Below are 24,269 nucleotides of genomic sequence, written 5' to 3'. Positions count from 1 at the left end.
ATGGCATGTAATAATTGTTCCACAGGAACTAAAGATGGTGTTCCTAAAGGATGTAATAATAACGGTTCATGCGGCACCGGAAGCTGCAACAAATTAACGGTATTCGACTGGTTATCTAACATGGGTTTACCTCAGGGACAAGAACCATTTGATGTAGTGGAAGTACGCTTTAAAAACGGAAGAAAAGATTTTTTCAGAAATCCTGAAAAATTATCGCTTTCCATGGGCGACATTGTAGCTACTGAAGCATCTCCCGGACATGATGTCGGCATTGTATCTCTTGCAGGTGAACTGGTAAAAGTTCAGATGAACAAAAAGAATACCGCTCTGAACGCAGAACTACCTAAGATCTATAGAAAAGCATCTCAAAAAGATATCGATATCTGGAGTGAAGCCAGAAACCGTGAAGAACCGGTGCGAATGCGTGCCCGTGAGTTAGCTATTGCCCTGAACTTGGAAATGAAGATTTCTGATGTGGAATTTCAGGGTGACGGTTCAAAAGCTACGTTCTACTATACAGCAAATGACCGTGTAGATTTTCGTCAGCTTATTAAAGATTTTGCAAGAGAGTTCAGTATTCGTATTGAAATGAAGCAAGTTGGGTTCCGTCAGGAAGCTTCTCGCTTAGGAGGTATCGGTTCTTGTGGTAGAGAACTTTGCTGTTCAACCTGGTTAACCGACTTCAGAAGTGTTAACACTTCTGCTGCTCGTTACCAACAATTGTCACTAAACCCTCAAAAGCTAGCCGGTCAATGCGGTAAGTTAAAATGCTGTCTGAATTATGAATTAGACACTTATTTAGATGCCCTTAAGAGTTTCCCGGATCTGGATACTAAACTATTTACGGAAAAAGGAAATGCTAATTGTCAGAAAGTTGACATTTTTAAAGAATTAATGTGGTTCTGTTATGAAAACAATCCTGCCCATTGGCACGTTCTAACTGTTGAGCAAGTAAAAGAGATCTTAGCTGTCAATGCTAAAAATCAGAAAGTTGCTGCTTTAGAAGATTTTGTAGTGGAAGACACCAAAACCATTGAAAAGAATTTCCAAAATGTTGTAGGACAAGATTCTCTTAATCGTTTTGACAAACCTAAGAAAAGACCTAACAAAAACAAAAAAAGAAGAAATAATAACAAACAACAACAGCAAAAACCTGCAAATAAAAAAAATGCGCCTAAGAAAAACTAAATACATCCTTTTATTAGGTTTTGTATCTTTTTTCTTGTCTTGTGACAAAAAAAGGGTGTTTGACCAATACGCTAAATTAAACGGCACTTGGAATCACAAGGATACCATCTCTTTTACATTTGAACAAAAAGACACGGTATCTCCCTATAATTTGTTTTTAAACATAAGGGACAATGCTGATTACCCGTTTAATAATTTATTCGTTATTGTTACCATGGAAAATCCGGATAACGAAATAAAAACAGATACTCTGGAATATGCTATGGCAAATCCGGACGGTTCTCTTTTAGGAGAAGGTTTTACTGATATCAAAGAAAACAAACTCTGGTATCAGGAAAATTTTGTATTTAAAAAAGCCGGAAACTACAAAGTTTCCGTCACTCATGCCCTTAGGGAAACCGGAAGCATTACCGGATTAGAAAATTTACCTGGCATCACAGATGTAGGATTCAGAATTGAAAAAACCAACTAAAAATATGGCAACAAAAAAGACAAATACAAATGAGTTTTCCGTTTACATAAAATGGTTCTGGAAAATTTTTATCCTGGGAATTGCTTTTGTTGTACTTCTATTCCTTTTTGCCTCATGGGGGCTTTTAGGAGAAATGCCTAGTTTTGAAAAACTTGAAAATCCAGATTCAAACATTGCAACAGAGATTATCTCTTCAGACGGAGAAGTAATCGGAAAATACTATGCCCAAAATCGTGTCCCTATAACATTTAATGATTTACCACCGCATTTAGTGAATGCTTTAATTGCAACAGAAGACGAACGTTTTTATGAACACTCCGGTATTGATGCTCGAGGTACACTTCGTGCAATTGTTAAACTCGGTCAAGACGGTGGAGCCAGTACTATCACCCAACAATTAGCAAAAAATCTTTTTCATGGGAGTGATGGCGCAAAAAATATTATACTTAGAATTATCCAAAAAATAAAAGAGTGGGTTATAGCTGTTCGTTTGGAACGTCAATACACCAAACAAGAAATCATTGCTATGTACTTAAATCAAGTAGATTTTGTTAGCAATGCCATTGGTATAAATTCTGCCGCAAAAACTTATTTTAACAAAGACCCAAAAGATCTAAGTATTGAAGAAAGCGCCGTAATTGTAGGGATGTTAACCAACCCTTCTCGCTTTAATCCTAACAAGTTTCAGGAAAGATCAACTAAAAGAAGAAATGTTGTTTTAGGTCAATTAGTTAGAAATAACTTTCTAACCGAAAAACAATTTGACTCAATTAAAAATATACCTATTGCATTAGATTATAAACCAGATAGTCATAACACTGGTTACGCTACTTATTTCAGAGAATATTTGCGTGACTATATGAAAAAATGGATAAAAGACCACCCAAAAGAAGATGGTACGGAATACGACCTTTACAGAGATGGCTTAAAAATCTATGTAACATTAGATTCTAAAATGCAAAAATATGCTGAAGAAGCTGTTGCAGAACATTTACCAAACCTTCAGGCGGAGTTTTTTAAATTAGCCAAAAACAATAAAAATGCACCTTTCTTAAACATTTCAAAAGAAGAAACAGAAAGAATTATGATGCGCGCAATGAAATCATCCGAAAGATGGCGTATTATGAAAGAAGAAGGAAAATCAGAAGACCAGATTTTAAAATCTTTTGACATCAAAGCAAAAATGAAAATCTTCTCTTGGAAAGGGGAAAAAGATACGATCATGACACCAAGAGATTCCATCCGTTATTATAAACATTTCCTTCAAACAGGAATGATGGCAATGGAACCTCAAACCGGATACATCAAAGCTTGGGTTGGCGGTATCAATTACAAATATTTTCAATACGACCATGTGGGGCAAGGAGCCCGTCAGGTAGGTTCTACCTTTAAGCCCTTTGTTTATGCCACAGCGATAGAACAATTAGGAATGTCTCCTTGTGATTCTATAATTGACGGACAATTTACCATGCATAAAGGCAGATGGGGAATTGAAAAAGATTGGTCTCCATCTAATTCTGATGGTAAATACAAAGGAATGATCACCTTAAAACAAGCCTTAGCTAATTCCATCAATACTGTTTCTGCTAAACTAATCGACAGAGTGGGACCACAAGCCGTAGCCGATATGGCTCATGATCTGGGAGTTACCTCTGATATTCCCGCCCAACCTGCTATCGCTTTGGGAGCGCCGGAAATAACCGTTAGAGAAATGGTAGGAGCTTTCAGTACGTATGCCAATCAAGGTGTTTATATAAAACCTACCTTCATTACAAGAATAGAAGACAAAAACGGTATTGTATTAGATCAGGTCATTCCGGAAAGCAAAGATGTCATGAACAAAGATGTGGCCTATGCTATCATCAAATTACTTGAAGGAGTAACAGAAGACGGTACCGGAAGAAGACTTCGTTGGGGCGGAGCCGGATTTAGAAATTATGATTATAAATTCAATAATCCTATCGCCGGAAAAACAGGTACTTCTCAAAATAATTCCGACGGTTGGTTTATGGGCGTTGTTCCCAATTTAGCTGCCGGTGTTTGGGTTGGAAATGAAGACCGGGCTGCCCATTTCAGTAGAACGTATTATGGTCAGGGAGCTACTATGGCATTACCTATCTGGGGATTATTCATGAAGAAATGTTATGAGGACAAAGACTTAAATATCTCTAAAGAGGATTTTGAACGACCAAAAGATTTATCTATAAAAGTAGATTGTTGGAAAAAAGAAGTTGACTCTACAGCTATTGATGAACCTGATATGGGGGAATTTAATTTCTGAAAAAGGAACCAAACTAAACCAAAAATAAATAAAACAACATGATTACTCGAAAAGTGAACAACGTTCAGGAAGCTTTACAAGGTCTTGAAAGCGGCATGACCATCATGCTTGGCGGTTTCGGACTTAGCGGTATTCCTGAAAACAGTATTGCCGAACTCGTGAAAATAGGTGTAACCAACCTTACTTGTATTTCCAACAATGCAGGGGTTGACGATTTCGGTTTGGGTTTGTTGTTGCAAAAACGACAAATCAAAAAAATGATTTCTTCTTATGTGGGTGAAAATGCCGAATTTGAACGTCAAATGCTATCCGGAGAATTAGAAGTAGAACTTACTCCACAAGGAACATTAGCCGAAAAATGTCGTGCCGCTCAAATGGGAATTCCCGCTTTCTTTACACCTGCCGGTTACGGAACAGAAGTTGCCGAAGGAAAAGAAACTCGTGAATTCAATGGAAAAATGTACATCATGGAACATGCTTTTCAAGCCGATTTTGCCATCGTTAAAGCCTGGAAAGGTGACGAAGCCGGAAATTTAATTTTTAAAGGGACAGCTCGTAATTTTAATGCGCCTATGGCCGGTGCCGGAAAAATCACCATTGCCGAAGTAGAAGAATTAGTTCCGGCAGGAACTTTGGACCCTAATCAAATTCACATCCCGGGAATTATGGTCAATCGTATTTTCCAAGGCGAGAAATTTGAAAAACGCATTGAACAACGTACAACCCGTAAACGTTAATTTTTAAAGATTTATTGATTTGAAAATTTGAAAATGAGAAACGATAAAGAAAATCTAATTGTAAAATTGACTTTTGAATTCGCTTTAGATATTATCGCTTACTCAGAATCTATAAGAAACAATAATCGTTTTGAAATGGCTTCTCAAATTTTCAGATGTGGAACTTCAATTGGAGCAAATATCAAAGAAGCTCAGAATGCTGAAAGCAAAGCTGATTTCATTCATAAATTTAAAATATCAGCAAAAGAAGCAGATGAATTGCAATATTGGTTAGAACTTTGTTTACATTCAGATTTTTATCCAAATCCAAGTGAAGAATTATTAAAAAAATTACAATCAATTCATTTGATTATTTCTAAAATTATTTCATCCTCTAAAAAGAAATGATTTTCAAATTGTCAAATTACCAAATCATCAAATTAAAATGGCTTTAGATAAAAATCAAATTGCAAAACGAATTGCTAAAGAAGTAAAAGACGGTTACTACGTAAATCTAGGAATTGGAATTCCAACTTTGGTAGCCAACTTTGTTCGTGAAGATATTGCCGTAGAATTTCAGTCGGAAAATGGTGTTTTAGGCATGGGACCTTTTCCTTATGAAGGCGAAGAAGATGCTGACATCATCAATGCCGGAAAACAAACCATTACTACATTACCGGGAGCTAGTTTCTTTGATTCTGCTTTCAGTTTCGGAATGATTCGTTCTCAAAAAGTAGATTTAACTATTTTAGGGGCTATGGAAGTAGCCGAAAACGGAGATATTGCCAACTGGAAAATTCCGGGTAAAATGGTAAAAGGAATGGGGGGCGCTATGGATTTAGTCGCTTCTGCCGAAAATATCATCGTTGCCATGATGCACGTGAATAAAGCCGGTGAATCGAAATTATTAAAACGTTGCTCTTTACCATTAACAGGTGTGGGTTGCGTGAAAAAAATCGTAACCGAATTAGCCGTTGTTGAAGTAACGCCACAAGGATTCAAACTTTTAGAAAGAGCTCCGGGTGTTTCTGTAGAAGAAATTCAAAAAGCAACTGAAGGAACACTAATCGTAGAAGGTGAAATTCCTGAAATGGTTTTAGACTAAAAAACATTATGTCATTTCGATGAACGTAGTGAAGAGAAATCACATTATGTTTGAAAGGACAAGAAAATAAAACAGCCTACAAGTAATTTAAACCTTGTAGGTTTTTTTCAATTATCAAATTGACATATTTAAACAATGAATCCAAAAGTAATTTTAAAATCAGGCAAAGAAAAATCAATATTAAGAAGACATCCTTGGGTATTTAGTGGTGCTGTTTATGGCGTTACCGAAGAACTAACTGACGGTCAATTAGTAGATGTTGTAGATAGTAACCAAAAACATTTAGGAACTGGTTTCTACAGCGACAGAGGAAGTATCGTTGTTCGATTATTGACTTTTGGAAACGAAAAATATACCGAAAACTTTTGGGCAGAAAAACTACAATCGGCTTGGGAATTACGAACTCGCTTGTTGGATTTGGAAGTAACCAATGCTTTTCGTGTTATTCACGGTGAAGGCGATGGCATTCCCGGATTAATTATTGATTTTTACAATAATTGTTGGGTTATTCAAGCGCATTCTTCCGGGATTTTTCAGGAAATGGAAAAAATAGCAGCCGCTATTCAAGCTAATTTTTCAGATAATTGCGAAACCATTTATTGCAAAAGCTCGGGAACTTTACCGAATACCGGAACAGATTATTTCTTATTCGGAGCCCAAGAAAGCACTGTAGCCAAAGAAAACAACATTCAATTTCACGTGAATTGGGTAGAAGGTCAAAAAACAGGTTTCTTCTTGGATCAGCGTGATAACCGAAAACTATTAAGCGAATTTTCGAAAGGCAAAAAAGTATTGAACACCTTTTGTTATACCGGAGGTTTTTCTATTTACGCCATGAGTGCCGGAGCTGAATTGGTAACTTCAGTAGATATTTCACAAAAAGCAGTTGATTTAGCCGCTCAAAATATGGAATTGAACTTTCCGGGAGCCAATCATAAAGCGGTTGCTGATGATGTATTCAATTTCATGAAAGAAAACCACCAGATTTATGATGTCATTGTGTTAGATCCGCCGGCTTTCGCCAAAAGTATTAAAAGCAAACATACTGCAACACAAGCTTACAAACGCTTAAACATTGCCGGATTAAAAGCATTAGCGCCCAAAGGAATCTTATTTACATTTTCGTGTTCGCAAGTCATTGACGATGTATTGTTCTACAACACCATTGCAGCTGCAGCCATTGAAACCGGAAGAACCATTCGGGTATTACACAAATTGTCACAAGGACCGGATCACCCAACGAATATCTATCATCCGGAAGGACATTATTTGAAAGGATTGGTTTTGTATGTGGAATAGTTTATATTCAATCTATTCATTAAAATGAGATATATATTATTACTTACTACAATAATTATTTTTTGGGGATGTAAAAATCCTAAAAAATTAATTTTGGAAGCTGAAATTAATGGATTTCACAATAATGAAACGATTCGTTTGTATAGTGATAGTACTTATATTTTTAAAATAAAATATGAATTTGACTCAATCAATAATAAAATATTAGAAGGAAATTACAAATTAGTAGATGATAAACTATTTTGCTTTGGAGATTTTGATTTTAATGGAACAATAAAAAATAATTTTATAGAGTCCAATAAGGAATTTATGAAATATGAAATCATAAACTCACAGATTAGTTTAAAACCAAAAATTGATTTCAAAAAGTTCCCTACCTATACAGTATTTACCTTTAATAAAACAAAAGGAGCTTATCCTTTTGAAGAAAATTCTATCCCTTATGATTTAACCGAAAATGATTTACTTAAAATTGATTCAATATTCCCTCACTGTATGAATGAAACAAAATATTTTGATGGAATGAAGCACACTAATAACTATTCCAAACAATGTATTGCAACACTTAACGAAAAAGGAGAAGTTCAAGTTTGGGTAAACTGCGCATGTTCAGGAATTGCAAAAAACCTTTTTAAATATTACATATCAAACACTAATGATGGAGGTCATTGCTACTTTAAATTAAAAGTTAATTTAAATACCCTCGAGTGCTTTGATGTCTTTGTAAATGGATATTAAAAAACCTGCTAGCTTTCACTAACAGGTTTTCTTTTATTCTTGTTTCTTTCTTCTTTCTTCTGAAAAAATTATTTCAAATCAGCAAAGAAGTCATTTCCTTTATCGTCTGTAATAATGAATGCAGGGAAATCTTTTACTGTAATTTTACGAACTGCTTCCATTCCTAATTCCGGGAAATCAACCACCTCAACATTCAAGATGTTTTCTTTAGCTAAAATAGCTGCTGGTCCACCTATTGAACCCAAATAAAATCCGCCATATTTTGTACACGCATCCGAAACTTGTTTCGAACGGTTTCCTTTGGCTAACATCACCATACTTCCACCGTGTTTTTGGAACTCCTCTACATACACATCCATACGTCCGGCAGTTGTGGGTCCAAAACTTCCCGATGGCATTCCTTCCGGAGTTTTAGCAGGGCCGGCATAATAAACCGGATGGTTTTTGAAATACTCTGGCATAGGTTGACCCGCATCCAGCATTTCTTTAATCTTAGCATGCGCAATATCACGAGCAACAATTACCGTTCCATTTAATTTCAAACGTGTTTTAACCGGATATTTAGTCAACTCGGCTAAAATATCTTGCATTGGTCTATCCAAATCAATTTTTACAGGTTCTTCCAAATGTGGCGCAACTTCCGGCATAAATTGTCTTGGATTGGTTTCCAATTGCTCTAAGAAAATACCATCTTTATTAATTTTTGCTTTGATATTTCTATCGGCAGAACACGAAACGCCCAACCCAACCGGACAAGAAGCAGCGTGACGCGGCAAACGAATGACACGAACGTCATGCACAAAATATTTACCACCAAACTGCGCACCAATTCCGCTTTCGTGACAAATTTGTTTTACTTTTTCTTCCCATTCTAAATCACGGAAAGCTTGACCTCCCATGTTTCCGGAAGTTGGTAAATTATCATAATATCCGGCAGATGCTTTCTTAACCGCAGCTAAAGTCGCCTCAGCAGAAGTTCCTCCAATAACCAAAGCCAAGTGGTACGGCGGACAAGCCGATGTTCCTAAATCTTTGATTTTAGTTTTTACAAATTCTGTTAAGGTTTTCTCGTTCAACAACGATTTGGTTTGTTGGTACAAAAATGTTTTATTGGCAGAACCTCCGCCTTTTGCCAAAAACAAAAATTCGTACGAAGCTCCTTTTTTAGTATAAATATCAATTTGAGCCGGTAAGTTTGAACCTGAGTTTTTCTCTTCAAACATACTGATAGGCACAATTTGAGAATAGCGTAAATTTTTCTTTTGGTACGTATTAAAAATACCTTTCGACAACCATTCGGCATCATCCGTTCCGGTGTACACACTTTCTCCTTTTTTACCCACAACAATTGCTGTTCCGGTATCTTGACATGACGGCAACTGACCTTCAACCGCAACCGAAGCGTTTTCTAATAAATTGTACGCCACAAAACGATCGTTATCCGTTGCTTCCGGATCGTCTAAAATGTTTTGTAAACTTTTCAAGTGTTTGGTACGAAGCATAAACGAAACATCAGTCATTGCTTCTTCTGCTAAAAGCTCTAATCCTTTGGGGTCAACCACTAAAATTTCGCGATCACCTAATTTTTCAACAGTAACGTAATCTGAAGTAATTTTTTTGTATTGCGTATCGTCCTTTTCAATAGGAAACGGCTCTTGATATATAAAATCCATTGTGTTTGTGTTTTGTTGCGTAAAGTTAAGGATTCTATATTTTTGAGAAAAAGTTTTGTGTGGTTATTTGGTATATGTTTTTTAGAAGCACATATTGGGTTTACCAATCGACAATCATCCCGCTTTCGCCTGCACACGGTGCTTGGCTCTATCGGGGCTATGAAAAACGATATGAATTCTAACCAAAAGTTCTATTTGGTTTCATACCTGCAAGGTCGGGACAGACCTTGTTGGTATGTTATTCTAACAAGAATTTATTTTCTAATACTTTTTGTTTTGCATCGTGACAAAAAATATAATTTTCAACATCGATAAAGAACGTTAAAACCTCATCTTTAGCAACCAGCGTTTCTTCATGCGCTAAAACTGATTGATACGATGAAAAAGGAAATCTTTTAAAATCTATGTTCAAATGACTTGTTGGATTTAAATGAACATAAACAATTACATTTTTCAAGTATTCTTCCGAATTGAGCTTTATCCTTTTAAAATGTTTTTCAAACAAACTTCCCGTTCTGTTTTGTTGCTTGTTAAAGGCTTTCGCATAAGCATTAAAAAGATTAGAAAAAGCTTGAGTCACTATTTTTTCATCTTCAACAACCTGAATCACAAAGTGGAAATGATTATCCATCAAGCAATAAGCGTAAATGGCAGCTTTATCTTTTAAATGTTTAGCCATTAGCTTTAAGAAATAAGACTTGTTTTCGTTAGAAACAAAAATAGCAGTACTATTAATTCCTCTGTTGTAGATATGATAAAACTTCTCTTTTTGTAATGTTTCTAATTTCATCTTCTCAAGTTACATACCTACAAGGTTCAGGAAACCTTGCAGGAAATCAAAAAAACCAACTTGCCACAAAAATGGCTGTCAACACACAAATCAAATCAACCAGTAACATCATCCAAAGCGTGTAACGCGTATCCTTGATATTCACTGAGCCAAAATAAACCGCAATGACATAAAACGTGGTTTCGGCACTACATTGAAAAATACAACTCAAACGACCCGCAAAAGAATCGGGACCATAAACACGCATAGCATCAATCATAAATCCGCGCGAACCACTCGATGCAAACGGACGCAACATGGCAACCGGTAACGAATCGATAATTTCTTTATGAACACCTAAATGCGAGAAAACAAAAGCAATTCCGTAACTTATCAATTCAAATAAACCGCTATTTCTAAACAAAGAAATCGCTACTAACATTCCCATCACATAAGGAAAAATCATAGCGCCTGTTTTTAAACCATTGTTAGCACCTACCACAAAAGTGTCGAACAAATTAGTATTCTTTTCAATAAACTTCTTTTCGTTTACAAATGAAAAAACCAAGGTAAAACCAATAATTACCAACAATAAAACACCAGATAAATTGGCCGTAAAATAATTTTTACCAATTAAATCTAATGTGTTTACATAAAACAACAATCCAACAATTGCCCCAATCAAAGCCATTAAACCGGCAATCAGAGAAGCGCTTTTGAAATTAATACGTTGTCTTATTCCAACCAAAATAAAAGCCGCAATCGTCCCCACGAAAGACGTAATGATACAAGGCAACATTACATCGGCCGGATTAGCAGCATTTTCAGCAGCGCGATAGCCAATAATGGATGTCGGAATTAATGTTAACCCGGCTGCGTGCAAACACATAAACATAATTTGTGCATCACTGGCTTTGTCTTTATCGGGATTTATCTCTTGTAGTTTTTCCATGGCTTTTAAACCAAATGGTGTGGCCGCAGAATCAAGTCCTAAAAAGTTAGCTGCAAAATTCAACGTCATGTATGAAATGGACTCATGATTTTTAGGAATCGAAGGGAAAATTTTGGCAAATGCCGGACTCAAATAGCCAGCTAATTTTTCGGAAGCTCCTGAAATAATTAGTAATTCCATGATGCCGCAAAAAAAGGCTAAATAAGCAATTAACGGAATAATCAGATCCAACAAACTACTTTTGGCCATGGGTAACAAACCATCTGCCTGTTGTTTACCACTGTAGATTTTTACAGTTTGTTTGTTGTAAACATAAGTAGTGTCTGCATCTGTGGTAACTTTATTTAAAACAAACTCTTTGCTTTTTGATACTTGTAAACTGTCTTGTACAAATTTCGGAACTTCGTTTAGATATTTTTCACCAATTAAAAGGGCTTCGCCTTGTTTTCCGTTCAATACATAATCAATGGAATAATATTGATTGGTAAATAATCCTGCAATAATAAATGTAATGGAACAAACGAATATAACGAGCCAAAATCTGCTTAAAACCATAAATTGAATTTTTGTAAAAGTATGAATTCAATAGCAATGTCAAAAATCAATTCCAATAACAATTTTATTATACATGCGTAATTTCCTCTTCAATCAATAAATCTTCTCTACGAAAACGAAGAAAGACCTGAGCTACGGCAATCACGTCTTTTTCACAATAGGTTATAATACGATCAATATCTTTTTCTATATAGTATACCCGAGCTACTTCACTACCATCGATATCGTCTTTGGGTGACGGAACACCTAAAACTTTGGTCAGTAATTTCAGTGATGTAAAATGTTTAAAATCACCAAATTTCCACAATTCCAGTGTGTCTAAATGTAGAACTTCCCATGGTTTTTTTCCGAATAAATTTAATTTATCCGGCAAAGCAATTCCGTGAATGATCATTCGCCTTGCAATGAAAGGAATATCAAATTCCTTAACATTATGTCCGCACATAACATGAGCAGCCGAGCCAAAATGATTGTTCAGCAAGTTAGCAAAATCCTGTAAAATCTTAGGTTCTTCTCCCCAGAAACTAGTTACTCTAAAATTACGAATATCTCCTTTGTTTGTAAAGTACCCCACAGAGATACAGATGATCTTTCCGAATTCAGCCCAGATTCCCGCACGTTCATAAAAATCTTCTGCTGTAACCTCATCACGACGTTGGTATTGTGTTTTTTGTTCCCACAATTTTTGCGTTTCTTCATCCATTCCCATGTAGGAATCATATTGAGGAACAGTCTCAATATCGAGAAACAAAATATTATTAAGTTGAATTTTTTCGAGCATAATTTTTATAGTTGTGAAAGTTCAATTATTTCCGTTGTGCTAACATTTCATAAGCTTCATCTACATACACATACAGATCATCACTATGCGGATCTGTTTCTGTTTGCACTCCTTTTATATGCCCTAAACGCACAATAATTAAGTCGTCTTCCGGTATTACAATAACAAATTGCCCTAAATGACCGCGCATATAATACAGTTTTTTACCATTGATCGTATGCATCCACCAGCCATAACCATATTGCGGACTTTCCGGGAAACGAGGTGTTATACATTTTTGTACAAAAGCCGAATCCAGTAATTGCTGTCCGTTCCATTTTCCGTCTTGTTTCATCAACTTTCCGAAGCGAGCAAAATCACGGGCATTACTGGCAAAACAACAATATGCTTTTTCGATTCCGTCTCCTTCATGATCCAATTGCCAAAGTGCATCGTTCTCTGCTCCTAACGGTTGCCAAAACTCTTTAGACACATAATCTGAAAGGTATTCTCCGGTGGCTTTTTCAACACACATGGCCAGCAATTCCGTCGCTCCGCTTAAATATTTGAATGATTGACCCGGTTTCTCACTAACTTCTAATCCTAAAATAACATTCTTTAATTCATCGTCAAAATAAGCACGGGTTACAATAGAAAACGGACTGTAATAATGTTCGTCCCAACTTAACCCGGAAGCCATTGATGATAAATCTCCTACCGTTACATCTTTAGCATATTCGCCCTTTAACTCAGGAAAAAAGTCAACTACTTTTTGATCCAAACCAGTAATCTTTCCTTCCATTATGGCTTTTCCTAAAGCTAATGTTACAATACTTTTAGCCATTGAAAATGAATTGGATTTTGAATCCTTTCCATAACCGTCATAATAACTTTCATGCCAGATACTATCGTTTTTAATGATCATATAGGCAACCGTTTGTAATTCTTTATGCGTGTTTTCTAAAATTTTTGTTGCCGGAACGGAATTGTAATCTTTAGCAATTGCCCAAGGCTGCGCTGCTCCTTTTTTAACTTCCCGATTCGGAAAATAATGGTAATCATCTAAAAAGGCTGTATCGTGTCCGTTAAAATAAACTGTTCGAACCGCTCGTAACAAGTAATCAACATTAAAGATATACATTAACAGTACCAGAAATAGTATCGGGATAATAGCCCACTTGGTAAGTTTATTGAGAAATTTCATGTTTTAAAAAAGTTTAAAAGACCACTAATACACGAATGTACTAATTTTTTGATTTATTTTAAACAGATTAAAACAAAGAATTCAGAAGAGTGTTTGTTGTTTTTCTTCCTGTTCATGTTCTAACAACCATTGTTTACGCCAAAGTCCGCCGGCATAACCGGTAAGTGAACCGTTTGAACCGATTATCCTGTGACAAGGAATTACAATCCATAGTGGGTTTTTTCCGTTTGCTGCAGCCACGGCTCTGATTGCTTTTACATCTCCCAAACGTTTTGATAGTTCTAAATAAGAAAGTGTCTTTCCAAAGGGAACTTTTAACAACTCTGTCCATACCTTTTGTTGAAATTCAGTTCCTTGCGGATTAAGTTTAAAGGTAAAATCTTTCCGAATACCTTTAAAATACTGTTCCATTTCTACAACTGCTTTTTCTAAGATTTGAGGAATATGTCCAGTAGGAGCTACATCATCATGCCCAATTGAAATTTCCGTGATGCCATGTTCATCTCCAATTATTTTAGTTATCCCTAAAGGTGTATAAAAATAAGCTGTCTCCATAAAATAAAAAAACCACCTTAAATATAAGGTGGTTCACTGTAAAGATATAAAAAAGTTGTTTTTATTACTTTAATAAGATTGATTTTTCTTCTGTTTCAGGTTTTTGAACTGTTCCTTTTATGATTAACACTTTAGGAGCAGCACCTTCTTCATTAGTTGTAACAGTAACTGTTTTGTGGAAATTTCCTGGGTGAGCTGCATTATAAGTAGCTGTAACAGAACCTTTTTCTCCTGGTTTAACCGGAGTTTTAGTGTAGTTAGTTGCAGTACAACCACAAGATGGTTTTACATTCGTTACTAAAATCGTTTGTTTCGAAGTATTCGTAAATGTAAACTCATAAGAAACCGGTTTCCCTTTTTCAATTTCACCAAAATCATGAGTATCGTTATCCCATTTCAAGTCAGACTGTTTTGTTGCTTTAGCTGCTGCTGCCATAGCAGGCTTTTGTTGAACTGTCATTTTTTTTGCTGTAGCCGGTGTTTGAGCAAATGATAATGCTGAAACAAATAAAGCCACTAAAGATAATTTTAAAGCTTTCATATTTACAATTTTTAGTTATTATTAATTTTGTTTCACAAATTTAAAAAAACAAATGGTAGTTTTGTTGTTAACCAAACCGTAATGATTGTTAACGACTTGTTAACAGGGTAAAAATGAAAGTAAATAAACTAAATATCGTAATCTTCATAGGGCTACTGGCTATTATAGGGGTTATTATAATGCAACTCTTTTTGTTAAGTCAGGCTTACAACTTTGAAAGAAAGGAACTCGATCAAAGAATTCATTTTGCTTTACAGGATGTAGTTCAGAAGATCTATAATGACAATCAATCGAACCTCCCTATTACCAATCAGATCAAAAAAGTATCTGACAACTATTATATTGTTAATGTTGATGATGTTTTTGAAAACAACATTCTGGAACATTATCTGAGAACGGAATTCAATAAAGTAAAGCTCGATCAGGATTTTGAATATGCCATTTACAACTGTGCAACGGATGATATGGTATATGGGAATTATATTTCTGCCAACGGTAAGCCGCAAAAAAAATGTGAAAATTGCTTCACAAAAAAGAATGAGCTCATTTATTATTTTGCTATCCGCTTTCCGAAACTAAAGCAGACCTACGCGAATGATCTAAAACAATACTGGATATTTACTTTTGTTCTGATCGTTGTTTTAGTTATCTATGTTTATTCCGTTATATTGCTACTAAAGCAAAAACATTACACAGCTTTACAAAATGACTTTATCAACAACATGACGCACGAGTTCAAAACACCGTTGTCTTCCATTCTTATTGCTTCAAACTACGCGAATTCACAAAAAGAAATTTCAAGCAACAAAAAATTAAGCCGTTATATTCAAATCATTATTGATCAAAGCAATAAATTAAACCAACATATTGAACAAATCTTATCTTTAGCTAAAGCCGACAGCAATCAAATCCAATTACAAAAGAGTTGGGTAGATCTGGAAAAAACCTTAGATCTCATTAAAGAAAACATCAGCTTAAAACATCATAAAGAAGTTTCCTTTGTGTTTAAAGACACCATAAACATCGAAATATTTGCTGATGCTTTTCACTTTTACAATTTACTTTTTAATTTAGCTGATAATGCTGTTAAATATGGAAATGATACACCAGAAATTTCAATTGCAGCACAAAGTGAATCCAAATATTTAAAATTAATTATTTGTGACAACGGACCGGGGATTCCTAAAGAAGATCTGCCTTTTATTTTTGATAAATTTTATCGCGTAAATCGCAAAGACAATGAAGAAGTAGAAGGTTTCGGGATAGGTCTGGCTTATGTAAAAAAGATTTGTGAATTACACCATTGGCATATTACGGCCAAAAATTCAGAATCCGGATTGTGCATTGAAATAAAAATACCTCTTAAAAATATCAGCAATGGATAAAAAGAAAATCTTGTATGTAGAAGACGATGAAACACTGGCTTTTTTAACAGCTGATAATCTGGAACAACACTTTGATGTTGTTCATTGTAATACCGGAAAAAAAGCATTTGATCTTTTTTGTCGGGAAGATTTTGATTTATGTGTTTGTGATATTATGCTTCCTGAAATGGATGGTTTTGAACTGGCTACTGAAATACGAAAACGCAATGCCGATATTCCGATCATATTTTTATCGGCAAAGACTATGAAGGAAGATCGTATTAAAGGGCTAAGGCTAGGTGCTGATGATTATTTAGTGAAACCCTATTCTATTGAAGAGCTGATTTTAAAAATTGAAATTTTCTTAAACCGTAGTCAAAAATACAACGATAAGGCACCTAAGGCTTACACTTTCGGGCATTTCACTTTTGAGCCGGAAAATTATTTGTTGTCACTGTCCGATAAAGAAATTACCTTAACGGAAAGAGAAGCCGCTTTGCTGAAATTCTTTTTAGACAACCCGAATACCGTTCTGAAGCGTGAAAAGATATTAACCTCTTTATGGGGAACAGATGATTATTTTTCGGGCAGAAGTTTAGATGTTTTTATTTCCAGATTACGAAAGATCTTTAAAGAAGAAACCCACGTTAGGATTGAAAATATTCCACGCGTGGGCTTTAAAATGGTTATAGATGATTATTAAAAACTTTTAATATAGGCTTCTAAAGACTGTAACTCCTCATCGGTCATTTGTTTCGTAATAGCAAAATTAGCTTTCATCACTTCAAATTGCGTCGGATCGACCAACGGATCTGCTTCTCCTTTTAAGAAAGTAACAATACTGGCGTCTTTAGCTTTGTAGGTCGCTGATATATCCTTTAAACTTGGTCCGATAACCTTTGTTGAAGGCTGATGGCACGAAACGCAAGTTCCTTTTCCTTCAAAAATTTCTTTTCCCTGATCTGCTAACGTATTGGATTCCGTGACTGGTTCTGATACCGTTTCAGTTGTTGTTTCGGTAGCAACAGGCTCTTCCGTTGCTTTGCCAAATGGCTCTGCTTCTTTTTTATCGCCACAACTAACCAGTGCAAGAACAGCTAAAGCAGCGAAACTTAATTTAACTTTTTTCATTTTGTTTTGTATTTGCAAACTAACACTCAAAAGTAATATGATTTAGTAAAATAAAAGGTGACTTTTGTCACACAATCTGCATTTTTTAGGATTGTTAATAAAATTTGTTGATAAAATTTTGAAGAGCGTATTGTTTCCTTAATTTTGTATTTATGATGATTGAAAAACATATATCTGATTTACTGTATCGCTATCAATGCGTTACGATACCCGGGTTCGGTGCATTTGTTACAGAAATTGTATCGGCTCAGGTTAACGGTAGTGCTGCTACTTTTCTTCCGCCCAGAAAAATAATCTCTTTTAATCCGAATATTAAAAACAATGATGGCTTATTGGCCAATCATATTGCACAACGGGAAAAAATCACGTTTGAAAAAGCTGTTGCGTTATTAACTCAAAAAGCGAATTCTTGGATTGCTGAATTACAGCAACGCAATAGTGTTTCTTTTCCTAATATCGGAAATATTAGTGTAAACGGTGAAGAATTGAATTGGATTTTTACTCCTATTGATTCTGTGAATTACTTAACTTCTTCTTTTGGATTAACCAGTTTTATTTCTCCTGAAATTAAGCGCGAAGTTCTTAAATCCATCGAAGAACAGCCTATTTTTGAAAAAATAGAGACAAGTACCACACTAGTTAAGGAAGAGGAAGAAGATACAAAAGTAATACCTTTTGAACCGGTCGCAACTAAAAGAAATTTCGGTTTCGCCAGATATGCTGTTGCATCAATAGCCTTACTTGCTGCTATGGGAACATACGGCTATAAAATGTATTATGACCAACAAATAGCAACTAAAACTCTGATCGTTCAAAAACAAGTTCAGGAAGAAGTTCAAAAAAAGATTCAGGAAGCCACTTTTGTTATTGATGTACCCGAACTATCCGTTTCGTTACCGGTAGCTGAAGAAAAAATGCCTTACCATTTAATTGCGGGAGCGTTCAGAAGTGAAGAAAATGCAGACAAAGCTGTAAGGCTATTACAAGAACAAGGTTTCCAGCCTAATAAATTAAATCGCAATAAATATGATTTAATTCCTGTTACCTACGGTAGCTATAAAACTTTAGAAGAAGCCGAAGCAGAAAAAGTTAAACTTCAAAAAGAAGTCAATGCAGAGGCTTGGTTATTTATTGAATAATATTCTATCCCAATATTTTTACAGAAAGACAAGGTTATTGACCTTGTCTTTTTTATTTCCTCATAAAGTCGCTACCATTTTTTATCTTTGTCAAAAAAACTATGAAACCTAAACACCCTTCGGATTCCGTTACTATTCTAACAGATCTGGTGCTGCCGGGAGAAACTAATCCGTTTAACAATATGTTTGGCGGAGAACTCTTAGCCCGTATGGACAGAGCAGCCAGTATCACTGCCAGCCGTCATTCCGGCAGAGAATGTGTTACGGCATCTGTAAATCATGTCGCATTTAACTCCCCTATTCCGTCCGGAAGTATTGTTTCTGTAGAGGCTAAAGTGTCACGCGCATTTAATACATCATTGGAAATCTTTATTGACGTTTGGTGTGAAGACCGCAAATCAGGCAGCAGAATAAAAGCTAATGAAGCTATTTATACTTTTGTTGCTCTTGATGATGATGGAAATCCTGTTTCTATTCCGGCAATAGAGCCTGAAACGGAATTAGAGAAACAACGCTTTGAAGCTGCTTTGAGACGAAAACAACTTAGTTTAATTTTATCCGGTAAAATGAAGCCTCAGGATGCAACTGAATTAAAAGCTTTGTTTGCTTAATTCCATAACATTACAGAGGAGCAAAACATAAATTTTCAGGTTCTAAATCATCTATCTTTAAAAAGAAAGGCATCACCAATAGCCATGTAAAAAAACAATCAAAATTGGTGCTGTGCTAAAAAGGAAAAACTTCCAGAACCTGGAAACTCGATAAACTTTCATAATATCTAAATTGAAACGTTAATTATAAAGAATGTTCCGGATAAGTTTCTTTTAAATAGATTTCTGCTTTTGACGGAATTTCAAATAAAATGATATATTCTAAAAGATAAAACAATACAATAAAAACACTGAAAAAAAGAGTCTTTAGTATTCCAATTTCTGATTTTCTTTCCATTGTGCTTCTATGTATTTGCCAAATGATCTACTAATTCCGTTTGCAAATCATACCTTTCTACATGATACTGATATGTAAATTGATACAAGCGATCAATCTGTTCCGATGTTAGTTTCATAGTTCTACGTATTGTTTATATTCTCTCTCCAGGGTTAAGCTTGTTTGGTATACAACCCATGAATATACAATGATTAAAGCAAAAAACACCATTCGGATATATTCAGAATCAATGTGTTTATCTACCCTAAAAACATAATTCAACAAATAGGTTGACAGTCCATAAAACCCAATCATTTTATCGACAACAGCTATTCTTTTAAATCTGTATTTCCCGGAAAAGTTTTTATAGAGATAAACCAAAGCCAATCGTATAATGAAAACCATATAGACAACACTAAATACGTCAAAACTTAAATCACTGTCCCACAAAAAATTTATCCCGAACAATAAAGCCAAAGAACCAAATGCTACCAAAATTGTTGAGGGTAAATAAAATCTATTTAGCAAAATTCTCTTTGCCTTATTCCCTGCTCTTTTTGTTGCTTCCGAATTTATTTTTTTAAACAATTTCCCTTTTTTAAAGATAAAATTTTCGAAAGCCTCTTCAAAATCAACATGTTCTGCTTTCATTTTTTCTTCCACAGCAGTTGCCACATGATCGACCATCTCCATACGAATATCGTAATAAACAACACCGTTATTTTGTAAATAGTTGTCTACAAGCACAATGTTTTCTTTCGTTAACTTCATCTCAATAACTCAATTTAGGGTTCACAATAGTTTGCATATTCTTAATAAACTCTTCCAGTTCAGCCAGACGATTTACTGTTTCTTCCGAACCTTTTTCTGTGAGCTTGTAATATTTCCGCAGTCGGTTGTCTACCTTTTCTACCTCAACATCCAACAGACCTTCTGCCTCCAGTTTGTGCAACGCCGGATACAATGCACCTTCTGTGATATGGAGTTCTCCTTTTGTAATTTCCTTTACTCGCTGCGTAATCTCATAGCCATACATTCTGCCGTTCTCTTCAAGCAACTTCATAATGATGGTATTCAAACTCCCTTTGTACAATTGCGAATTTTTCATTTGTATTCTTTTTTAGGCATCCCGTTTGTCTATTATATTTACGGAAAATGCTACTTTCATCTCTAATGCAAAACAAATATATACATAAAAAACTTATGTATAATGATCTTAGGTATAGTTTTCTGATTTTTATCATATAATAAAAAAATAGTTTCCTTAATTTTGCCATTCAAAAATTATATTTTAATGTCGTCATTTTATAAACTCAGCATAAAAGAAGTAAAAAGAGAAACCCCTCAAGCTGTTTCTATTTCCTTTAATATTCCTGCCGAATTAAAAGAACACTACACTTTTGTAGCCGGACAATATGTAACTGTAAAATTAACGTTAGACGGACAAGAGATCCGTCGTGCTTATTCTATTTGTTCTTCACCAAAAAGCGGTGAATTACGAATTGCAGTAAAAGCCATTCCTAACGGACTGTTCTCTACTTTTGCCAATGAAAAACTGGTTGCAGGAAATGTTTTAGAAGTAAGCCAACCTGAAGGTAAATTTACCTTTGAACCGAATGTTGATAAGCAACGTAATTTAGCTGCATTTGCTGCAGGAAGTGGTATTACGCCTATTTTATCTATCATTAAATCCGTTTTAGAAGAAGAACCACGCAGTTCATTTGTTTTACTTTACGGAAACAAAACCCCTGAAGAAACTATTTTTCACGAGGAAATTTCTCAATTACAAGAACAATATTTAAGCCGTTTCTTTGTACATTATGTATACAGTCAGGCTAATATTCCGGGCGAACACTTTGGTCGCATCGACAAGCCCAATATCAACTTCATCATTCGCAACAAACACAGCGAAAAAACATTTGATAAATTCTTCCTTTGCGGACCGGAAGAGATGATTAAAACAGCTAACGAAGTTTTAAAAGAAAATCATATTCCTGAAAAAAGTATCAAATACGAATTATTCACTACTTCCGATAGCGGAAATGAAAAAGTAGAAAACTTAGAAGGTAAAACTAAGATTACTGTTTTACTGGATTATGAGGAAACTACTTTTGAAATGGATAAAAGTCAAACGCTTTTAGATGCTGCCGTTAAAAAAGGATTAGATGCTCCTTATTCTTGCCGCGGTGGTGTTTGTAGCAGTTGTATTGCCCGTATTAAAAAAGGAACTGCCGAAATGAAGAAAAATGAAATCTTAACGGATAAAGAAGTAGCACAAGGATTAACATTAACCTGTCAGGCACACCCTACATCAAGCGAGATAGAAGTGGATTATGATGATGTATAAAAGTAAAAGACATAAAAATAAAAAAGGAGCTATTTAAGCTCCTTTTTTATTTTTTCTACTACAGTATCCGGTTGAATGCTTCTCATAGCATCTTCATAGCCTTCCACTTTTTTATTTCCGTAAACTGATGTTGGCAACAACGGATATTGTGTTCTATCGGCCGTAAGACAAAAATCATCCGGTTGGTTAAAAGGCTTAAATCCGGCATATGGATGTGTAGCACCCCAAAGTGTAATCACTTTTACACCAAACATGGCTGCAATATGAGCATTTCCGCTATCCATAGATAGCATCACATCCATATTAGAAATCAGATCAAGTTCTTGTTTAAATTTCAATTTTCCGGCAACTACTACCCCATTTTTATGTTGGTTTTGTAATTGATTCAATTTTTGTATCTCAGCTTCGCCGCCTCCAAAAAAGAATATAGTATTTTTCTGATCCTTTGCTAAAGCATCCACCACTTGTTGCATCAGATCCTGCGGATATACTTTGGTTTCATATTGCGCAAAAGGTGCAATTCCTATCCAATTTTGTTTTTTTTCTCCTGTAATTGCAAGAATTTCTGTTGAAAGTTTCGCTTTATCCGGAAATATCGGATGCTCTAAAGAAATAGAAAAACCTAATCTTTCAAAGGTATCAACATGTCTTTCAACCATCGATTGTATCGGAGCAAAAACCTTATTCTCAACACGTGTCAGGGCCTTTTTATCGGCTCTGCCTTTATCGGTTGCAGCGACTTTCTTTCCGCTTAGTGCAAATAAAGTCCGTACCACTTTTGAACGTAATACATTGTGCAGATCTGCAACGGCATCAATATGATATTGCTTTACATCGAAAAACAAACGCAATAACCCTACAAAACCTTTATGCCGTCCTTTTACATCAACACCGAAAAAAGTGACATTCGAAATTCCGTCAAAAAAAGGCGCAAAAAAAGGTCGGGAAACCACTGTGATTTTCACTTCGGGATATTGCAAAGAAAAAGCTCTCAACACGGGAACCGTCATTGCGACATCACCCATAGCTGAGAGCCTGATAACTAAAATGTGTTTGGGATAATTTTTCACAAAATTTCTGGATTTATTAATCCATTATCCTTTTTTTGCATATTCTTAATAGTCATTAATCCATCTATATGCTCATGAAGAGAGGGATCAATATTATTCATCATTGGATCTAAAATAAAATCAACTCCTTCTTTTCTTGCAAATTTTGCCACAGGAACAAAATCACTATCTCCAGCAATCAAAATTATTTGTTGAACTTGTTCTTTAAATGATAAGGTGGCTATATCTAAACCTACTTTCATATCAACTCCTTTTTGATTTAAAGGAAATTCAACATCATCAAACTTTAAATCCGAAACTTTTATTTTACCTTCTAATAAAGCTTTTGTATGTTTTGATTTTATTTGCCATTCTCTTGAACTATTTTTTAAAAACCCTAAACGAAGTGCAATTTTTCTTTGTTTTTTCAATTCAGTAAAAAGAGCATGTCTAAACTTATAAAGATCCGTGTTTTTAAAACTTATTGATCTTCCAGAAACTGGATTTTTCGAATCTCCGTCAAAAGGTTCTGCGTCGTAATAAAATATTCTGTACAATTCGGTTGGAGGGAGATTATAACGTGATCTGTAATTATTAATCTTTTGAATATGTTTGAAACAATACAAAACAATATTTCTAGCCATTATCTCAGGCGTATCAGTAGTTTCAAATCCTTTGATATATTTATATCTTCGAATAAAAAAACCTCCATCTATTAAAATTGCTGTTTTCATCATAAAAAGCAGATAAAAAAAAAGTCCAAAGTCAGTATTTGCCGCTATAGTACTTTAGATTTAAAAAAATCTAAAGCTGACAAATCCGCTCATTGGACGTTATATTGTTATACAAATGTATAACTTTTTTATCAATAGGACAAATTTTAACTCTATTTCTTATTTTGATACAACACCGGATTCAATTCCTCGTCGTTATACATTTTCATTTGTTTGTACACCTTCATGTATTTGTCTCCGTTCTCAATATCTGTCAACAATTCGTTAATAGAAGTGTACATATCACTTTTTTGCTCCAAAAGAACATTCAATTTTTCCTGGCATTTTGCACGGTGCTCTGCTGTAGCTTCTTCACGATTAGCTTCTTCGCTCATGTGGTAAATCTTTAAAGCCAAAATAGACAAACGGTCAATGGCCCAAGCCGGACTTTCCGTATTGATTTTAGCATTCGGTTTTACCTGAACATCCTTGTATTTTTGAAGAAAGTAGCTGTCAATAAATTCTACCATATCCGTACGAACCTGGTTTGAAGCATCTATCTTGCGTTTTAGGTCTAATGCTGCCACCGGATCAATTTGCGGATCACGAATAATGTCTTCATAATGCCACTGTACTGTATCTACCCAATTTTTAGCATATAATAAATATTCTATAGTGCCTTTTTCATACGGATTCTTAACCGGTTGGTACACATCGTCAATTATATGATAGTCTTTAATAGATTGTTCAAAAATGGGAAAAGCAAATTCTGCAAACATGATTTTAAATTT

Annotated in this window: 27 protein-coding genes; 13 read left to right on the top strand and 14 right to left on the bottom strand. The window is 35.0% G+C overall.

Annotation, left to right across the window (positions count from 1 at the left end):
- The 8 genes from NHF50_RS07220 (at position 1) to NHF50_RS07185 (ending at position 7,799) form a co-directional block, all read left to right on the top strand.
- Positions 1–1,188, top strand: coding sequence for a regulatory iron-sulfur-containing complex subunit RicT (locus NHF50_RS07220; RefSeq protein WP_252775520.1), 1,188 nt, complete (start codon positions 1–3; stop codon positions 1,186–1,188).
- A complete protein-coding gene (locus NHF50_RS07215; RefSeq protein ID WP_109569067.1) occupies positions 1,169–1,660 on the top strand; it encodes a gliding motility lipoprotein GldH in 492 nt (163 codons plus the stop codon). The genes NHF50_RS07220 and NHF50_RS07215 overlap by 20 nt, the downstream gene beginning before the upstream one ends.
- Before the next feature lie 4 nt (positions 1,661–1,664).
- The gene (locus NHF50_RS07210; RefSeq protein WP_252775519.1) at positions 1,665–3,941 is read left to right on the top strand and encodes a penicillin-binding protein 1A; all 2,277 of its coding nucleotides are present in this window, start codon (positions 1,665–1,667) and stop codon (positions 3,939–3,941) included.
- Between the two features lie 38 nt (positions 3,942–3,979).
- Positions 3,980–4,678, top strand: coding sequence for a CoA transferase subunit A (locus tag NHF50_RS07205; RefSeq protein WP_252775518.1), 699 nt, complete (start codon positions 3,980–3,982; stop codon positions 4,676–4,678).
- A gap of 33 nt (positions 4,679–4,711) precedes the next feature.
- Entirely contained in the window at positions 4,712–5,065 is a 354-nt protein-coding gene (locus NHF50_RS07200) for a four helix bundle protein (RefSeq protein ID WP_252775517.1), read from the top strand.
- 37 nt (positions 5,066–5,102) lie between these two features.
- Positions 5,103–5,762: a CoA transferase subunit B gene (locus NHF50_RS07195; RefSeq protein ID WP_252775516.1), complete on the top strand. Its 660-nt coding sequence runs from the start codon at positions 5,103–5,105 to the stop codon at positions 5,760–5,762.
- 135 nt (positions 5,763–5,897) lie between these two features.
- Complete coding sequence (locus tag NHF50_RS07190; RefSeq protein ID WP_109569064.1) at positions 5,898–7,061, top strand: class I SAM-dependent rRNA methyltransferase; 1,164 nt, start codon at positions 5,898–5,900, stop codon at positions 7,059–7,061.
- A gap of 24 nt (positions 7,062–7,085) precedes the next feature.
- The gene (locus NHF50_RS07185) at positions 7,086–7,799 is read left to right on the top strand and encodes a hypothetical protein (protein WP_252775515.1); all 714 of its coding nucleotides are present in this window, start codon (positions 7,086–7,088) and stop codon (positions 7,797–7,799) included.
- Positions 7,800–7,867: 68 nt separating this feature from the next.
- On the opposite strand, the gene NHF50_RS07180 is transcribed toward NHF50_RS07185, so the two are convergent.
- The 7 genes from NHF50_RS07180 to NHF50_RS07150 all read right to left on the bottom strand — a co-directional run bounded on the left by NHF50_RS07180 (position 7,868) and on the right by NHF50_RS07150 (position 14,808).
- Positions 7,868–9,472 carry a fumarate hydratase gene (locus tag NHF50_RS07180; RefSeq protein WP_252775514.1) on the bottom strand — a complete coding sequence of 535 codons (1,605 nt, stop codon included), beginning with the start codon at positions 9,470–9,472 and terminating at the stop codon, positions 7,868–7,870.
- Between the two features lie 238 nt (positions 9,473–9,710).
- On the bottom strand, positions 9,711–10,262 hold the full coding sequence (locus NHF50_RS07175; protein WP_252775513.1) for a transposase: 552 nt from the start codon (positions 10,260–10,262) through the stop codon (positions 9,711–9,713).
- A gap of 46 nt (positions 10,263–10,308) precedes the next feature.
- A complete protein-coding gene (locus NHF50_RS07170) occupies positions 10,309–11,748 on the bottom strand; it encodes a nucleoside recognition domain-containing protein (protein WP_252775512.1) in 1,440 nt (479 codons plus the stop codon).
- 67 nt (positions 11,749–11,815) lie between these two features.
- A complete protein-coding gene (locus NHF50_RS07165) occupies positions 11,816–12,529 on the bottom strand; it encodes a 3'-5' exonuclease (protein ID WP_252775511.1) in 714 nt (237 codons plus the stop codon).
- Between the two features lie 25 nt (positions 12,530–12,554).
- A complete protein-coding gene (locus NHF50_RS07160; RefSeq protein ID WP_252775510.1) occupies positions 12,555–13,712 on the bottom strand; it encodes a serine hydrolase in 1,158 nt (385 codons plus the stop codon).
- Between the two features lie 81 nt (positions 13,713–13,793).
- Complete coding sequence (locus tag NHF50_RS07155) at positions 13,794–14,267, bottom strand: methylated-DNA--[protein]-cysteine S-methyltransferase (protein ID WP_109569059.1); 474 nt, start codon at positions 14,265–14,267, stop codon at positions 13,794–13,796.
- Positions 14,268–14,331: 64 nt separating this feature from the next.
- Positions 14,332–14,808 (bottom strand): DUF1573 domain-containing protein, encoded by a 477-nt coding sequence (locus NHF50_RS07150; protein ID WP_109569058.1) that lies wholly within the window; start codon positions 14,806–14,808, stop codon positions 14,332–14,334.
- A 113-nt stretch (positions 14,809–14,921) separates the two neighbouring features.
- Between NHF50_RS07150 and NHF50_RS07145 the strand changes: the two genes are divergently transcribed.
- Together NHF50_RS07145 and NHF50_RS07140 are read left to right on the top strand one after the other, a co-directional pair.
- On the top strand, positions 14,922–16,193 hold the full coding sequence (locus NHF50_RS07145) for a sensor histidine kinase KdpD (RefSeq protein ID WP_252775509.1): 1,272 nt from the start codon (positions 14,922–14,924) through the stop codon (positions 16,191–16,193).
- On the top strand, positions 16,186–16,875 hold the full coding sequence (locus tag NHF50_RS07140) for a response regulator transcription factor (protein ID WP_252775508.1): 690 nt from the start codon (positions 16,186–16,188) through the stop codon (positions 16,873–16,875). The genes NHF50_RS07145 and NHF50_RS07140 overlap by 8 nt, the downstream gene beginning before the upstream one ends.
- Here the strand turns inward: NHF50_RS07140 and NHF50_RS07135 are convergent.
- The gene (locus NHF50_RS07135) at positions 16,872–17,303 is read right to left on the bottom strand and encodes a c-type cytochrome (RefSeq protein ID WP_252775507.1); all 432 of its coding nucleotides are present in this window, start codon (positions 17,301–17,303) and stop codon (positions 16,872–16,874) included. The genes NHF50_RS07140 and NHF50_RS07135 overlap by 4 nt on opposite strands.
- A gap of 152 nt (positions 17,304–17,455) precedes the next feature.
- Here NHF50_RS07135 and NHF50_RS07130 point away from each other — a divergent pair, with 152 nt between their 5' ends.
- Together NHF50_RS07130 and NHF50_RS07125 are read left to right on the top strand one after the other, a co-directional pair.
- Positions 17,456–18,442, top strand: coding sequence for an SPOR domain-containing protein (locus tag NHF50_RS07130; protein ID WP_252775506.1), 987 nt, complete (start codon positions 17,456–17,458; stop codon positions 18,440–18,442).
- 101 nt (positions 18,443–18,543) lie between these two features.
- On the top strand, positions 18,544–19,053 hold the full coding sequence (locus NHF50_RS07125; RefSeq protein WP_109569053.1) for an acyl-CoA thioesterase: 510 nt from the start codon (positions 18,544–18,546) through the stop codon (positions 19,051–19,053).
- Positions 19,054–19,237: 184 nt separating this feature from the next.
- Here the strand turns inward: NHF50_RS07125 and NHF50_RS07120 are convergent, their stop codons facing one another.
- The 3 genes from NHF50_RS07120 to NHF50_RS07110 form a co-directional block, all read right to left on the bottom strand.
- Positions 19,238–19,390: a hypothetical protein gene (locus tag NHF50_RS07120; RefSeq protein ID WP_252775505.1), complete on the bottom strand. Its 153-nt coding sequence runs from the start codon at positions 19,388–19,390 to the stop codon at positions 19,238–19,240.
- 114 nt (positions 19,391–19,504) lie between these two features.
- On the bottom strand, positions 19,505–20,140 hold the full coding sequence (locus NHF50_RS07115; RefSeq protein WP_252775504.1) for a hypothetical protein: 636 nt from the start codon (positions 20,138–20,140) through the stop codon (positions 19,505–19,507).
- Position 20,141: 1 nt separating this feature from the next.
- Complete coding sequence (locus NHF50_RS07110; protein WP_109569051.1) at positions 20,142–20,477, bottom strand: PadR family transcriptional regulator; 336 nt, start codon at positions 20,475–20,477, stop codon at positions 20,142–20,144.
- 186 nt (positions 20,478–20,663) lie between these two features.
- Between NHF50_RS07110 and NHF50_RS07105 the strand changes: the two genes are divergently transcribed.
- Positions 20,664–21,716: a ferredoxin--NADP reductase gene (locus NHF50_RS07105; protein WP_252775503.1), complete on the top strand. Its 1,053-nt coding sequence runs from the start codon at positions 20,664–20,666 to the stop codon at positions 21,714–21,716.
- A gap of 29 nt (positions 21,717–21,745) precedes the next feature.
- On the opposite strand, the gene NHF50_RS07100 is transcribed toward NHF50_RS07105, so the two are convergent.
- From NHF50_RS07100 to NHF50_RS07090, 3 genes are all read right to left on the bottom strand, one after another.
- Positions 21,746–22,741 (bottom strand): glycosyltransferase family 9 protein, encoded by a 996-nt coding sequence (locus NHF50_RS07100; RefSeq protein WP_252777314.1) that lies wholly within the window; start codon positions 22,739–22,741, stop codon positions 21,746–21,748.
- Between the two features lie 41 nt (positions 22,742–22,782).
- Positions 22,783–23,502, bottom strand: coding sequence for an NYN domain-containing protein (locus NHF50_RS07095; RefSeq protein ID WP_252775502.1), 720 nt, complete (start codon positions 23,500–23,502; stop codon positions 22,783–22,785).
- 149 nt (positions 23,503–23,651) lie between these two features.
- A complete protein-coding gene (locus tag NHF50_RS07090) occupies positions 23,652–24,257 on the bottom strand; it encodes a DUF4254 domain-containing protein (RefSeq protein ID WP_109569048.1) in 606 nt (201 codons plus the stop codon).
- Between the last annotated feature and the right edge of the window lie 12 nt (positions 24,258–24,269).

Origin of the sequence: Flavobacterium sp. NRK F10 (assembly GCF_024054235.1) — a bacterium.
Taxonomy (GTDB): Bacteria; Bacteroidota; Bacteroidia; order Flavobacteriales; family Flavobacteriaceae; genus Flavobacterium; species Flavobacterium sediminis.
This window is presented reverse-complemented; position numbering and strand designations above follow the sequence as displayed.